The following is a 13,958-nucleotide window of genomic DNA, read 5'->3' on the forward strand; positions in this document are numbered from 1 at the left end:
TCCGGGGGACGGTTCTTGCGGGCCGGGCGCACGGCTCTGTCCGGCGAGCTGTTTTTCAGGCTGGGTCTGTCTGACAAAAAAAGCACGCCCGGAAGGTCCGGGCGTGCCTGAATTCAACGAGCCGTGAACCGGCTGGCCGAAGGGGGCCGTGTCAGCGGCGCTGATCGATCGGCGTGTAGTCGCGCTTGGGGGCGCCGGTATAAAGCTGGCGCGGGCGTCCGATGCGCTGGGACGGATCTTCCACCATTTCCTTCCACTGGGCGATCCAGCCGACGGTGCGGGCAAGAGCGAACAGAACGGTGAACATGGTGGTCGGGAAGCCGAGCGCACGCAAGGTGATACCCGAATAGAAGTCGATGTTCGGGTAGAGCTTCTTGTCGACGAAATATTCGTCGTTGAGCGCGATCTTCTCGAGTTCCATCGCGACGTCCAGCAGCGGATCGTCCTTGATGCCCAGTTCCCCGAGAACTTCATGCGTGGTTTTCTGCATGATGCGTGCGCGCGGATCGTAGTTCTTGTAGACGCGGTGACCGAAGCCCATCAGTCGGAATGGATCGTTTTTGTCCTTGGCGCGGGCCACGAATTCCGGGATCCGGTCGACAGAACCGATTTCCGCCAGCATGTTGAGCGCTGCCTCGTTGGCACCGCCGTGGGCAGGTCCCCACAGGCAGGCAATGCCGGCGGCGATACAGGCGAACGGGTTCGCTCCCGACGAGCCGGCCAGGCGCACCGTCGACGTCGACGCGTTCTGCTCGTGGTCCGCATGCAGGATGAAGATACGGTCCATGGCACGGGCCAGCACCGGGTTGGCCGTGTAGTCCTCGCAGGGAACGGCAAAGCACATGTGCAGGAAGTTGGCCGCATAACCCAGATCGTTGCGCGGATACACGAACGGCTGGCCGATGTGGTACTTGTACGCCATGGCGGCGAGGGTCGGCATCTTGGCGATCATACGCAAGGACGCCACCATGCGCTGATGCGGGTCCGCGATATCGGTTGAGTCGTGATAGAAGGCGGAAAGCGCGCCGACTGTGCCGACCATGATGGCCATGGGGTGGGCATCGCGGCGGAAGCCGGAGAAGAACCGGTTCATCTGCTCGTGGATCATCGTGTGATAGGTCACACGATTGACGAAGTCTTCCTTTTGCGTCTTGGTCGGCAGTTCGCCGTAGAGCAACAGGTAGCAGGACTCCAGAAAATCGCCATGATCCGCAAGCTGCTCGATCGGATAGCCGCGATAGAGCAGGGTGCCCTCGTCACCATCGATATAGGTGATCTTGGATTCGCACGATGCGGTCGAGGTGAAGCCTGGGTCGTAGGTGAACATGCCCGTGTCCTTGTACAAGGACGAGATGTTCATTACCGACGGTCCGATGGATCCGTCAAGAACGTCGAAATCGTGGGCATTGCCACCGACGTTGAGCTTGGCGTTGTTGTCGGCCATTCAGAAACCCCTCTGCGTTAAACGGGTGTGCGGTCCAGGTGTCTGACCTCTCGGGAGAGAGGTCCCGTTTCCGGTTACCGGACGCCACTGGAGACATTTTCGCGTCTTGCGTAGCCCATTTACCGCACTGCCGCAAGCTGGCCGGCATAAGGCTTTGGTCAAAGACCGATTTCTCGCCCCGGCCAGTCCGCAGGATGCGCGGACTTCTGCCGGAAAACTGTCGGTGCCCGGGCGGTTCAGGCCGCCTGGTCCTGAATGCGGGCCAGGGATTCCTCCCGTCCGAGTGCCGTCAGAACGTCGTAGATCCCCGGAGAGGTGCCGCGGCCGGTGAGGGCGGCGCGCAGCGGCTGTGCCACCTTGCCGAGCTTGAGTTCCTTGTCTTCGGCGTAGCCTTTCACAGCGGCCTCCAGAGGCTCGGCCGTCCAATCGTTCACTGCGGACAACACGCCGTGGAGGTCTCCGAGAATTGTGCCGGCGTCGGCATCCAGGATCTTCTTTGCCTTCTCGTCCGTGTCCAGCGGCCGCTGGCGCCACAGATACGAAGCACTTTCGGTCAGTTCGACCAGGGTCTTGGCGCGTTCCTTCAGGCCGGGCAAGGCGGCAAGGGCGACATTTTCATGGTCGCCCGCGGCCAGCCAGGACAGGACGGCATCTCCGTTCTCGGCATGGCCGAGATAGATTTTCCAGTGGTCCAGAAGTTCCGGATCCGGGGTGCTTCTCATATAATGGCCGTTGAGATTTTCCAGCTTCTTGAAGTCGAAACGTGCCGCAGACTGGCCGACGGCGTCCAGTCCGAACCACTTGATCATGTCGTCGAGGGCCATGATTTCGTCGTCGCCATGGCTCCAGCCGAGCCGGGCGAGATAGTTGCGCATGGCCTGTGGCAGGTAGCCCATCGCGCGATAGGCTTCAGCACCGGTCGCCCCGTGGCGCTTGGACAGTTTGGCGCCGTCCGGACCGTGGATGAGCGGAATGTGTGCCATTGCCGGGACGTCCCAGCCGAGCGCCTTGAAGATCAGCGTCTGGCGAGCGGCGTTGGTGAGATGGTCGACGCCACGGATGATGTGCGTGATGCCCATGTCGTGATCGTCGACCACCACCGCATGCATGTAGGTGGGCGTGCCGTCCGAACGCATCAGGACGAAGTCGTCGAGATCCTTGTTCGGGATCACGACGCGACCCTGAACCATGTCATCGACCACGGTGTCGCCCTCCCGGGGGGCCTTGATGCGGATGACGGCAGCTGCCCCTGCCGGCGCTTCGGAAGCGTCCCGGTCCCGCCAGGTGCCGTCATAGCGTGGCGGCCGGCCTTCCGCGCGGGCTTTCTCGCGCATGGCATCGAGTTCCTCCGGGGTCGAGTAACAGCGATAGGCTGTCCCGTCGGCAAGCATTTGTTCGACAACTTCCCGATGCCGGTCGACCCGCGAAAACTGCGAGATCGGGTCTCCGTCCCAGTCAAGACCCAGCCAGGTGAGCCCGTCGATCAAGGCGTCAACGGCTTCCTGCGTCGAACGTGCCCGGTCCGTGTCCTCGATACGCAGCAGCATCCGGCCGCCGGCATGTTTGGCGAACAACCAGTTGAACAGGGCGGTACGAGCACCGCCGATATGCAGGAAACCGGTCGGGGACGGGGCGAAACGCGTGACGATATCTTGGGCCATGGTGCTTTATGAAGGTCTCTGTCAGAATGTCGGTGCAGGGCGCGCCTGCTTGGTGGCGCGGTCTTAGCACAGGCTTTGACGCGGCAAAACAGAAAGTCGGCTGTTTCTTGAGCCCGACAGAAGGAGGAGCGGTGGCGTCCGGTGGCCTTCCGGACAATGGCTGGAACAGCAGCGTCGAGGCGGCGCCCCCCGACTTGCGCAAACCGGTAATACTCCGGCCGAAAGCCAAACCTGCCGGCTCCACCGCTTCCGCTGGCGACGAGTTCAGCCGCCACGGGCCAGACCGGAGCTCTGCCGCCCTGCGAGCCGGTCCGGATCGTTTCCGCGACGAGCAGGGGCTCTTGTGGAACGCCTTTGCATTCGCGTCCGGCATCGCCATTTATGCGCTGCTTCCGGAGGAACCGTCACCAATCATTCTGGCTGCGGCCCTGGGAAGTGCCGGACTTGCTGCCCTTTGCGTCGCAGCCCGGCGGTCCGCACCGGGGTGGCGTGTGCTTTTGCTGCTGGCTTTTTTCTGCGGAGTGACAGCAGGTTCGCTCCGGACGGCGGCCGTCGATGCCCCCCGGATATCCGAACCGATGAATGTTTCCCTGACCGGCCAGGTCCTGGAACGCCGCGCCGGTTCCTCCGGAGCGCGCCTTGTGATCGCCGTCGCAACGGTCAACGAGCGCCCGTCCAGCGGCCTTGATTTTCCCGAAAAGGTCCGGGTGCGGGTGCCGTCGACAAGCGCAGGCAGGGTCGGGGAAACCATCCGCGTGCGGGCACGGCTGTTTCCACCCATGGGGCCGGTCTATCCCGGCGGATACGACTTTTCCTTCCACGCCTATTTCACCGGTATCGGAGCAACCGGCTTCAACTACGGTCCTGCAAGCGTGACCGGCACGGACCCCGGATCGGTCAGGATGGCGGCATCGGCGCGCGTCGCGCAACTGCGTGAAGGACTGGCCGGGCGCATACGCTCGCTGTTGTCCGACAGGCCCGAAACCGCGCTGATCGTCGCGCTGCTTGTGGGAGACCGCTCCGGCATCACCGAGGAGCAGGAAGCGGTTTTGCGCGCCGCGGGGCTGGCGCATATCCTGGCGATTTCCGGATTGCACATGGCTCTGTTTGCCGGTGGTGCTTATGGCGCTGTTCTGCTGTTGCTGGCGAGCGTCCCGGCACTGACCCTTCGCTGGCCGATCCACAAGTGGGCGGCTCTCGCCGCGCTGGCCGCCGCTGTGGTCTATCTGGTGCTCTCGGGTGCGGCCGTGGCGACGCAGCGGTCGTTCCTAATGATTGCGATTGTCTTCCTGGGTATCCTGGTCGGCCGGCGCGGCGTTACTCTGCGCAGTGTCGCGATCGCGGGTCTGGCGTTGCTGCTGATTGCGCCCGAACGCCTGTTTTTTCCCGGATTTCAGATGTCCTTTGCCGCAGTGATCTGCCTGGTCGCGGTGTATGATCTCTGGCGCCGGCGCGACCGGGAGCTAACGGCCCGGGCCGCACGACCGGAAGGCCTGAAGCTGCTGATGTCGCATCTGGCAAAATGGAGCGCGGGGCTGTTCATCACCGCGCTTGTGGCCGGTCTGGCGACCGGGATCATCGGCGCGCATCATTTTGGACGGGTCGCCCCTTACGGGCTGATTGGCAACATGCTGGGAATGCCGGTGTTCTCGCTTCTGGTCATGCCCATGGGGGTGCTTGCCCTCGTGCTGATGCCATTCGGTCTGGCGGGACTGCCTCTGGCCGTCATGTCGTTCGGCGTATCCGTGCTCCTGAAGATCGCTGAATTCACCGCCGGGCTCGATGCGGGTGACGGGGTGACAGGCAGGCTGGACGGCGCGGCGGCGCTGCTGTTGCTCTGCGCCCTGTTCACCGGGCTGCTGCTGCCCGGGCGCACACGTCTGTGCGCGGCGCTGCCGCTGGCGGCGGGAATCCTCATCGCCGTCGACTCGCGTCCGCCGGACATTCAGATCGCCGCCTCCGGCGGTCGTGTCGCGGCGCGTGATGACGGCGGTCTGCTACGGTTTTCCGGTCGAAAGTCCGCCTTCCTGACGGAACTCTGGTTCCAGTACGAAGGGGTTTCGCCGGACGCGATTGGATCGCGCAAGATGAATTCGGAGCAAAGGCGGTGCGACCCGCTCGGATGTGTTGTGCACGCTTATTCGGTTGCCGGTGAGCGCACCGGGACAAAGGAGAGGTCTGTTGCCATCGCCTTGCCGAAAACCCTGGAGGCTTCGGATGACGATTGCCGGTATGCGGATATTATCGTGAGCGATCAGATCGTGCAGGAAGACTGCCGTGCGCGACTGGTTCTTGGCCCGGAAGTCAGAACCTCCAGGGGCGCTGTTTCCATCTGGCTGTCAGCGGACGGACCACGCGCGAGCATGTCCGGTCAGCAAGGAAAAGAAAGAGAAAATGGAAAAGCAGAGGCACCAGCGCCACCGCTTCCGGTCGATCAAAACCGAAACGGCCGGGCTCCCGTGATCAGCAGAGTGATCTACGCAATTCCGGATCCGCCGAGACCATGGCACAGGCAGGGAACGGTGACGCGCGCATATCTGCGCCGCGCCGCGCGTGCCGATAAGGACTGACCGGCGGCATTGCCGGGCGTTGTCTGGCGTTGCCGCTCAATATTGGCGGAAGAGAGCGACCAGCCGTCCCTGAACGCGGACCCGGCCAGGGCCGAAGATACGCGTTTCATAGGCCGGGTTAGCAGCCTCCAGCGCAATGGAGGCTCCCTTCTTGCGCAGTCGCTTCAGCGTTGCTTCCTCTTCATCCACCAACGCGACGACGATATCTCCGCTGTCCGCATTATCCGTCCGGCGGATCAGCACGGTGTCGCCGTCGAGGATGCCGGCCTCGATCATGGAATCGCCCCGCACTTCAAGAGCATAGTGTTCCCCCTTGCCAAGCAATTCCTGCGGCACGGTGATCGAATGGCTGTGGGTCTGGATGGCCTCGATGGGAACACCGGCGGCAATGCGGCCCATGACCGGGATTTCCGTCCCGGCGGACACCGGTTCTTCCACCTGTTTGGTGAACTCCGGTTTGCCAAGCGAGCCTTCGATCACTTCGGGAGAGAAACTGCCGCGTGCGCGCGGCGCGCCCAGACCCGGCGCGATCGAGTCTGGCAGGCGGACCACTTCCATGGCCCGGGCCCTGTTGGGCAGGCGCCGGATGAAGCCACGTTCCTCCAGGGCGGTAATAAGGCGGTGAATGCCGGATTTGGACCTGAGATCCAGCGCGTCCTTCATTTCGTCGAAAGACGGCGGAACACCGGTTTCCTTCAGTCTTTCGTGAATGAACATGAGCAGTTCATACTGCTTGCGCGTCAACATGTCGGTATCCCCTGGCCGCGAAATAGGCTGGTACAAATCAAGAACATGGTACCTGTTCCCATTGTGTTCTGCAAGGGTAAATGTTCTCTTACTGTTCCTGATCAACCTGCACGCCGGTCGTGGCGGCACGTTCGCCCGCCCAAGGGGTCACTCCGGCACTGCGGTGCCCCTGATCAGGAGCTCGCAGGTAACAAGTGTCGGTGCGGTTCCGGGGCGCACGATACCCTGGTGAAGGGCTCCCTCCAGATCGACGCCACGTACGGGAAGCCTGAGCGGCGTGTCGCCGGTTTTTCCCGCGCCGGACCGCACAAGGATTTCCGATATCAGGCCGGTCATCGGGGATGTTTCCCGGAACGCCGCGCCGGCGAGACTGCCGAGGCCGAAAACCTCAAAGTCCGGTTCCGCCAGAGCCGCGGCGAGTGCTGTCACACTGTCATGCAGGTCAGCGAACGGCGCGAGGGTGGTGATGAGGGCGTTGTGAGGCCTGGTCGAGGCCCGCAGGTCGTCCGGTCTGACCCGAAACAGGGTGAATTCGGTCTCCGGATCCTCCGCGGCTTCGAATTTGGCGCCCTTAATGCCGTAGCCCGTGATCCGCGCGGCCTCGGCCGTTGCCAGCGTTTGCGGCAGCAAGTGGCCGAGATGGCCGGTGCCGCCTTCGTGCCAGCATGCGTGGATATGGGCAAACCATTGACCGTCCTTCCAGCCGAGGATGGCCACGGCTTCGTCCAGAACGGCGCCGCCGGAGGTTCTCGTGTCGCTGTACCAGGCGGCGTGACGGTCGTCGATGGCCCGGTCCGGCATGACATAATCGAAAGGCGCCAGCGCCAGTCCACCGAGGTCGAGCACCGCGGAGCCGCACCCCTTCTGGTCGGCGAAGCTGCCCAGCGCTTCGATCAGGGGCGCGCCGCCGTCAAGCTCAAGCGAGATCGGGTCCGCGCGGCAGGTCATGCCGGGGCTGCGGTCCGTGGCTGCGGGTCCGGGATGCCGGATGTCCGCGAGGCTGATCGGGGCGGGCCGTCTCACAGAAGACCCTTCTCGTCCAGATGGTCGCGCACCAGTTTCTTCGTGACCTTGCCATAGGCGCTGGTCGGCATCTGCGCGATGAAGAGATAGCGGGCGGGCAGTTTGTATCGGGCGACACGGTCCTGCAGGAACGCGGTGAGGTCCTGGGGATCCGGTGTGGCGCCATCCGCCGTCACGCATACCGCCAGGCCGACTTCGCCCCATTGCGGGTCCGGAATACCGAGTATGGCGACTTCCGAAATCGCCGGATGGGCGAGCAGGACCTCTTCCACTTCCTTGGGGTAGACGTTGGAGCCGCCGGAAATATACATGTCCGACGCTCGGCCGGTCAGATACAGAAACCGCTGCGCGTCCATGTGGCCGATATCGCCCGTGCGGAACCAGCCGTTTCGGAAGGAGGCTGCATTGGCGGCATCGTCGTCTAGATAACCGGCACAGACAGCCGCGCCGATGACGCAGACCTCCCCGGTCCGGTGTGGCGGCAGGATAGCGCCGGTCTCGTCCTGGATGGAAACCTCGATCCCGGTCCTTTCGGTGCCACAGGTGCCGATACGCGTCTGCGGGCCGTCTTCCAGACAGTGGTCCTGCGGACGCAGCACCGTGATATTGCCGGTCACTTCGCCGAGACCATAGTACTGCACCAGAACCTTGCCGAGTTTCTCAAGCGCCTTTTTCTGGTCCTCGCGATACATCGGTGCGCCGGCATAGATGACGTGGCGCAGGCTGGAATGGTCGAACCGGCCCACCGCCGGGTCCTCGACCAGCCGCTTGACGATGGTCGGGACGGTGAAGAGATTGCTGATCCTGTGTTTCTCAATCAGTTCAAAGGCAACAGCCGGGGAAAAGCCGCCCGCTGGCATCAGCACATGGGCCGCGCCTGTGGGAAGCTGCGCGATCTGGTGCAGACCGGCCCCATGGGACAGGGGAGCAATCACCAGGGAGGCGTCCTCTTCGGTGGTGCCCGGCAACAGGTCGGCCATGTAGTTGACGCAGACAAAGCCGATCTGGCCGTGGCTGAGCACCACGGCCTTGGGCCGTCCGGTCGAGCCCGAGGTGAAAAACAGCCAGCAAGGCGTGGTATAGTCGACAGCGGCGTTCGCGACCGTGCTTCCCGTATGACTGGCGACGAGATCCCCGTAGTCCTGGCCGAAATCGCTCGCACCGATACTGATGCAGCCCGCAAGGTCCGGACAGGCGGTTCCGACTGCGGCTGCCTGCGCGCCAAAGTCGGCGTCGCACAGAAAGACCTTGGCCCGGGCCTTCTCCGCGGCATAGGCGGTTTCGCCGGGAGCCTGCCGGAAATTGCAGGGCACCCAGAGCGCTCCGAGCCGGAAGGCGGCGAGCATGATCTCGGTCATCTGATTCGAGTTGCGGGCCTGCACCAGCAGGCTGTCCCCTTTGGACACGCCGAACTCGGTTGCAAGGGCATGCGCGAGTGCGCTGACACGCGAATCGAGGTCCGCCCAGCTCCAGCTGCGCTGGTCCTGTATGATGGCCGGTCTGTCGGGCCAGCGGGCCGCATTTTTCGACAGGAATTGCGCCAGGTTGACCACCCGGTTGGAACAGCGCGCCACCATCCGCGTTTATCTCCCGCGTTTGTTTGTTCGTTTGTTGTTGGAGAAACGTTAGGTCGGCGAGGGACGGTTTGACAAGCTGTGTCGCAAGAGCCGGATCATTTCGCTTTCGCTCCAAATCGTGCAGGATGCGCGCCCACGGGTCGAGGGACTTTGCCGAGGTTGATGAATGACTGAAACGATGATCACGGACTGGGACGACGCTTACGCGAATGCGGCGCACATACCCGGTGCGGAGGCGTATATCGAGCGCTGGGCGGAAGATGCCGCCGAATTCCGAAAGTCCTGGATGGAGAAGGATCTCGACATCGTCTACGGGGAGGGCGCCCGCCGGCGATTCGACATGTTTCGTCCCGATCGGGCTTCGAAAGGCCTCGTTGTCTTCGTCCATGGCGGCTACTGGTTGCGCTTCGACAAGACATTCTGGTCGCATTTTTCCGGTGGAGCGCTCGCCGGAGGCTGGACCACCTGCATGCCGTCCTACGATCTGGCCCCGGCCGTTGGCATTGCGGATATCACCGGTGAAATCGCCGCTGCGATTACGGCAGCCGCCCGACGGGTCGGCGGCCCCATCCGGCTGACGGGGCATTCGGCCGGGGGGCATCTCGTGACACGAATGATCTGTGAGGACAGCCCCTTGCCGACGGATGTTCTTGAGCGGATCGAGCGGGTGGTATCGATCAGTGGCCTGCATGATTTGCGCCCGCTTCGAAACACCACGATGAACGCGTCGTTCCGGTTGAGCGAGGAGGAGGCCATGGCCGAGAGCCCGGCCTTGCAGAAACCCGCCACCGACTGTCCCGTGATTGCCTGGGTCGGCGGTGCCGAACGCCCCGAATTCCTGCGGCAGGCCCGTCTGCTGGCGGATGCCTGGCCGAACGCAAGTTATCGTGAGGATCCGGAGCGGCATCATTTTGATGTCATCGACGGGCTGAAGAATTCCGAGAGCACGCTGACAAGGACATTGCTGGCTTCATGAGCCGGAAGCATACAGGAGACGACCATGCGTACGGAAAGTGACAGTCTCGGGGAGATCGAGGTTCCCGAGGACAAGTACTGGGGTGCCCAGACGCAGCGGTCCCTGGAGTATTTTTCGATCGGCAACGATCTGATCCCGATGGAGCTCATTCATGCCTACGGGATACTGAAGAAAGCCGCCGCTCTGACAAATCGCGATCTGGGCCTGTTGCAGGAGGATCTGACGGATCTGGTCGTGCGGGCCGCGGAAGAGGTGGCGGACGGCCAACTGGATGCGCATTTCCCGCTGCATGTGTGGATGACCGGGAGCGGGACCCAATCCAACATGAACGTCAACGAAGTCATCTCCAACCGGGCCATTGCCCTGGCGGGTGGCGTGTTGGGGGCCAAGGATCCGGTCCATCCGAACGATCACGTCAACATGAGCCAGTCGTCGAACGACTCGTTTCCCGCTGCAATGCACATGGCCGCGGCCATTCAGACGACCCACAGGCTGCTGCCGGGGGTGGAAACCCTTCATGAAAGCCTCAAGGCCAAGTCGGATGAATGGGCGGATATCATAAAGATCGGCCGGACCCACATGCAGGATGCGACCCCGCTCACGCTTGGACAGGAATTTTCCGGTTATGCGGAGCTTCTGCATCAGGACATGAACCGGATCAAACATGCGCTGAACGATGTTTACGGGCTCGCGCTGGGCGGGACCGCGGTGGGAACCGGGATCAACGCCCATCCGGATTTCGCCAGCAAATCAGCCGCCTGGATCGCGGAACTGACCGGACTTCCCTTTGTCAGTGCTGCGAACAAGTTCGCCGTGCAGGGAAGTCACGATGCGCTCGTGATGCTCAGCGGGGCATTGCGCACGCTGGCCGTGTCCCTGTTCAAGATCGCCAATGACATCCGATTGCTCTCCTGCGGGCCGCGTTGCGGGTTCTACGAACTCAAGATCCCGTCCAACGAGCCCGGCTCATCGATCATGCCCGGCAAGGTCAATCCGACCCAGTGCGAGGCCCTGGCGATGATCGCGGCCCAGGTGATGGCCAATGACGTTGCCGTCGGGATCGGCGGGGCGAGTGGCTATCTGGAGATGAATGTCTACAAACCGCTCATGATCAACGCGATCCTGCAGTCGGTGCTGATCATGGGAGACGGATGCGGCAACTTCGCCCGGTTCCTAGTCGACGGCATGGAGCCGAACAGAAAAAGGATCCGGGAGTACCTCGATCAGTCCCTGATGCTGGTCACCGCGCTCAGCCCGCTGATCGGGTACGACAAGGCCAGCCACGCAGCCCACCATGCTTTCGAAAGGGACCTGACCCTGAAACAGGCCTGCCTGGAACTGGGGTATGTCGACGAAGCCGAATTCGACCGGGTGGTGGATCCGTCGAAAATGATCCACCCGTCCCTTTGAGCCCGTCCTCTTGAGAATGGATCCGCTGCTGTTTCCAATGTATGGCTGACATCGTGCGGGCGGCCGCGAGCCGCCCGCCGGTCTATTTCAAAGCAAACCGCGCTGGGCAAGGTTGCGCATCAACTGCCGGATGCCGAAGGTCCATTCCGGGCATTCGGTCGAAAGCTGCACCGTGTTTGTGAGCCGCCCCAGGCCGGCGGATGTGATCGTGACGGTATCGCCGAGTTTGTGAGTGAAACCTTCTCCGGCGACGTCCCTGTCCTGTGTCGGGGCGAACAGGGTTCCCAGGAACAGCATGAGACCGTCCGGATACTGGTGGTGACGTCCGATTGTCTGCTGAACCAGATCTGCCGGATCCCGGCTGATTTCCTTCATGGACGACTGCCCGTTGAGGACAAATCCGTCCTGTCCCTCCACGGTCAGGTCCAGTTCCGCGCTGCGGACGTCATCGAGCGTGTAGGACGCGTCGAACAGCCGGATCATCGGACCGATTGAGCAGGACGCATTGTTGTCCTTGGCCTTCGACAGGAGCAGGGCCGAGCGCCCTTCGATGTCGCGCAGATTGACGTCGTTGCCGAGTGTTGCCCCGACAATCGATCCGGTCGACGAAACCGTGAGGACGACCTCCGGCTCCGGATTGTTCCAGTTGGAAATCGGATGAAGACCGACCTGCGCGCCATGGCCGACAGACGAGAGCACCTGCGCCTTGGAGAACACTTCGGCGTCCGGTCCGATACCGACCTCGAGATAGGGGCTCCAGAGGCCCTCGGCGATAAGGGTCTGCTTGACCCGCGCCGCGTCTTCGGACCCCGCCTTGATATTCCGCAGACTGTCGCCGATGGCCTGGCCGACACGTACGCGGATCGCTTCGGCTTTTTGCGCGTCTCCTGCAGCGAGTTCCTCGATCACCCGTTCGACCATGGACCCGGCGAAGGTGACGCCGCAGGCCTTGACGGCCTGAAGGTCGCAAGGCGCGAGGAAATGGACTTCCCCGGGATCTCCGGCGGGAGAGGAAGATACCGCTTCAAGTGTGCCGACGGACTGCCCGTCGGCGGCCCGGACAAAACCTGCGGGATCTTCCATTTCGCAGATGTCCCGAACGGTCGGGGCCGCCTTTGACGTGATGTCGACAACATGGCCGTTCCGAATGGTCACAACGGCCGGTCCCATGACGTCCGGACGCCAGACGCGACCGAGAAACGTTCCGGTTTCAAGTTCCAAAGCGGAATAAAAGCCCATCTCGGGTCCTGTTTCGGTTGCGGTTGTGCGCGCTGTTGCGCGCGCAGAACACTTCGTTCAGAAAAAGACGCAAGGCTGCGTACCCTGCGGTTCGCGGGCCCATGCTGACCCGTTTTCCGAAATCCGCAAGCCCTTGCTTGGGCGAACCGGTTCCTGATCGTGCTAAAATGTCAATGGTTGGACGGCTGCCGGTCGGTGCCGGACAGTCTGACAGCCGTTGCGGTTGGAAAACCGGAAACTGAAATCGACTGCATGAGACCGTGACCTGGAGAAACGCGCGGCGCGTGGACCGATCGCCGTCCTCGTGAGGCAAGTCGTGGCATCGTGGTCCAGGTCCGCTTCGCGCAGATCCGGCTGGATGGTGTCGACGGACTAGCCGTCCACGGCATAGAGCCGCTGCGCAAGTCTGATCACGCCGGTGTTCTTGAAATGGCGGATACTTGCAGGAGGCACAAGATAGACGACCCCCGCCGCGAGGCCGTTGCGCCACCTGAGTTGAACCTCGGCGACGGTTTTCGGCACGGCGTCGAAAACATAGAATTCATTCGGCAAATCAAGATCTTCGTTCAGCACAAGCCGGATACCCCCTTTGGAGATGTCCCTGATTGTGCAGTCGCAGATGAACTGGTTGTCCAGGCTCGCCAGCTTGGCCGGCCGCAGGCGTGTGCGTTGGCGCGGGTATAGGCGCCGCTGGATCGCCTCGACGAGGGAGCTGCTTTTCGCGTTGAGGAAGGAAAACATGGCGCTGCCTTAACGATCTGGTTTTCTGGGAGCCCTTGGGACAGCCGGCATCGGCGGTTCAAGCGCCTGGTCGGGACGCCGCGCCGGGCGGTAACTCGGGTCTCCTAGGGTCGACGGGCGATGGGTCACTGGCGACTGGCTGTTGCGGCAGGTCCGATAAGCCATGTCATAGAGCCCGCGCCACCCCGCAGGGTCGTTGCCGAGGCTGTCGAGAACGGCGAGTGCGCCGCCTGCCGCAGCACCGCGGCGGGCTCCGCTGCGGCCCCGCCAGGCACCACCGGCGACGGCCCCCTCCATGGCACCGTCGATGATATCGAGATCTGTCGGGTCGCTGGATGTATGGGCATTGGCATAGGCCCTGGCATAACTGTCGCAATCGACAGCCTGGGCGTGGAGCGGTGCCGGCATTGCAAGGACCGACGCCAGCAGAACGGCGCGGGTGAACCGGCTCGCACGGACCGAAGACCCCGGCATCCCGGAAAAGGAGGCGCCTGATACCAGCTCCAGGGGCTGACTTGATGTGGCTGCGTTGAGGGACGGGTTTCGCCTGATCATCCGTTTCTCCCGGTT

At 62.8% G+C, this 13,958-nt stretch carries 11 protein-coding genes; 3 read left to right on the forward strand and 8 right to left on the reverse strand.

Annotation, left to right across the window (positions count from 1 at the left end; genetic code table 11):
* Positions 1-151: 151 nt before the first annotated feature.
* Positions 152-1,444, reverse strand: a complete 1,293-nt coding sequence (gltA, locus tag WNZ15_RS21295; RefSeq protein WP_342895039.1) for a citrate synthase — start codon at positions 1,442-1,444, stop codon at positions 152-154.
* A gap of 236 nt (positions 1,445-1,680) precedes the next feature.
* Positions 1,681-3,105 (reverse strand): glutamate--tRNA ligase, encoded by a 1,425-nt coding sequence (gene gltX, locus WNZ15_RS21300; protein ID WP_342895040.1) that lies wholly within the window; start codon positions 3,103-3,105, stop codon positions 1,681-1,683.
* Positions 3,106-3,236: 131 nt separating this feature from the next.
* On the opposite strand from gltX, the gene WNZ15_RS21305 reads away from it, so the two are divergent.
* Positions 3,237-5,675, forward strand: coding sequence for a ComEC/Rec2 family competence protein (locus WNZ15_RS21305; RefSeq protein ID WP_342895041.1), 2,439 nt, complete (start codon positions 3,237-3,239; stop codon positions 5,673-5,675).
* A gap of 36 nt (positions 5,676-5,711) precedes the next feature.
* On the opposite strand, the gene lexA is transcribed toward WNZ15_RS21305, so the two are convergent.
* The 3 genes from lexA to WNZ15_RS21320 form a co-directional block, all read right to left on the reverse strand.
* Positions 5,712-6,422, reverse strand: a complete 711-nt coding sequence (lexA, locus tag WNZ15_RS21310; protein WP_342895042.1) for a transcriptional repressor LexA — start codon at positions 6,420-6,422, stop codon at positions 5,712-5,714.
* A gap of 147 nt (positions 6,423-6,569) precedes the next feature.
* Positions 6,570-7,445, reverse strand: a complete 876-nt coding sequence (locus tag WNZ15_RS21315; RefSeq protein ID WP_342895043.1) for a hypothetical protein — start codon at positions 7,443-7,445, stop codon at positions 6,570-6,572.
* The gene (locus WNZ15_RS21320) at positions 7,442-9,022 is read right to left on the reverse strand and encodes an acyl-CoA synthetase (protein ID WP_342895044.1); all 1,581 of its coding nucleotides are present in this window, start codon (positions 9,020-9,022) and stop codon (positions 7,442-7,444) included. Before WNZ15_RS21320 ends, WNZ15_RS21315 begins: the two co-directional genes overlap by 4 nt.
* Before the next feature lie 166 nt (positions 9,023-9,188).
* Between WNZ15_RS21320 and WNZ15_RS21325 the strand changes: the two genes are divergently transcribed.
* The gene (locus WNZ15_RS21325; RefSeq protein ID WP_342895045.1) at positions 9,189-9,998 is read left to right on the forward strand and encodes an alpha/beta hydrolase; all 810 of its coding nucleotides are present in this window, start codon (positions 9,189-9,191) and stop codon (positions 9,996-9,998) included.
* Between the two features lie 24 nt (positions 9,999-10,022).
* Positions 10,023-11,408 (forward strand): class II fumarate hydratase, encoded by a 1,386-nt coding sequence (gene fumC, locus WNZ15_RS21330; RefSeq protein WP_342895046.1) that lies wholly within the window; start codon positions 10,023-10,025, stop codon positions 11,406-11,408.
* Between the two features lie 87 nt (positions 11,409-11,495).
* Here fumC and WNZ15_RS21335 read toward each other — a convergent pair whose 3' ends face one another.
* From WNZ15_RS21335 to WNZ15_RS21345, 3 genes are all read right to left on the reverse strand, one after another.
* Positions 11,496-12,647, reverse strand: coding sequence for a fumarylacetoacetate hydrolase family protein (locus WNZ15_RS21335; protein WP_342895047.1), 1,152 nt, complete (start codon positions 12,645-12,647; stop codon positions 11,496-11,498).
* Between the two features lie 372 nt (positions 12,648-13,019).
* A complete protein-coding gene (locus tag WNZ15_RS21340) occupies positions 13,020-13,388 on the reverse strand; it encodes a PilZ domain-containing protein (RefSeq protein WP_342895048.1) in 369 nt (122 codons plus the stop codon).
* A 9-nt stretch (positions 13,389-13,397) separates the two neighbouring features.
* Positions 13,398-13,943 (reverse strand): hypothetical protein, encoded by a 546-nt coding sequence (locus WNZ15_RS21345; RefSeq protein ID WP_342895049.1) that lies wholly within the window; start codon positions 13,941-13,943, stop codon positions 13,398-13,400.
* Between the last annotated feature and the right edge of the window lie 15 nt (positions 13,944-13,958).

This window comes from Roseibium sp. AS2 (assembly GCF_038900065.1).
Taxonomy (GTDB): Bacteria; Pseudomonadota; Alphaproteobacteria; order Rhizobiales; family Stappiaceae; genus Roseibium.

Bases quoted from the DNA above. Each gene is read 5' to 3' on its own strand.
- gltX (WP_342895040.1), bottom strand. From the start codon at position 3,105: ATGGCCCAAGATATCGTCACGCGTTTCGCCCCGTCCCCGACCGGTTTC.
- WNZ15_RS21335 (WP_342895047.1), bottom strand. From the start codon at position 12,647: ATGGGCTTTTATTCCGCTTTGGAACTTGAAACCGGAACGTTTCTCGGT.
- fumC (WP_342895046.1), top strand. From the start codon at position 10,023: ATGCGTACGGAAAGTGACAGTCTCGGGGAGATCGAGGTTCCCGAGGAC.
- WNZ15_RS21340 (WP_342895048.1), bottom strand. From the start codon at position 13,388: ATGTTTTCCTTCCTCAACGCGAAAAGCAGCTCCCTCGTCGAGGCGATC.
- WNZ15_RS21345 (WP_342895049.1), bottom strand. From the start codon at position 13,943: ATGATCAGGCGAAACCCGTCCCTCAACGCAGCCACATCAAGTCAGCCC.
- lexA (WP_342895042.1), bottom strand. From the start codon at position 6,422: ATGTTGACGCGCAAGCAGTATGAACTGCTCATGTTCATTCACGAAAGA.
- WNZ15_RS21325 (WP_342895045.1), top strand. From the start codon at position 9,189: ATGACTGAAACGATGATCACGGACTGGGACGACGCTTACGCGAATGCG.
- WNZ15_RS21320 (WP_342895044.1), bottom strand. From the start codon at position 9,022: ATGGTGGCGCGCTGTTCCAACCGGGTGGTCAACCTGGCGCAATTCCTG.
- gltA (WP_342895039.1), bottom strand. From the start codon at position 1,444: ATGGCCGACAACAACGCCAAGCTCAACGTCGGTGGCAATGCCCACGAT.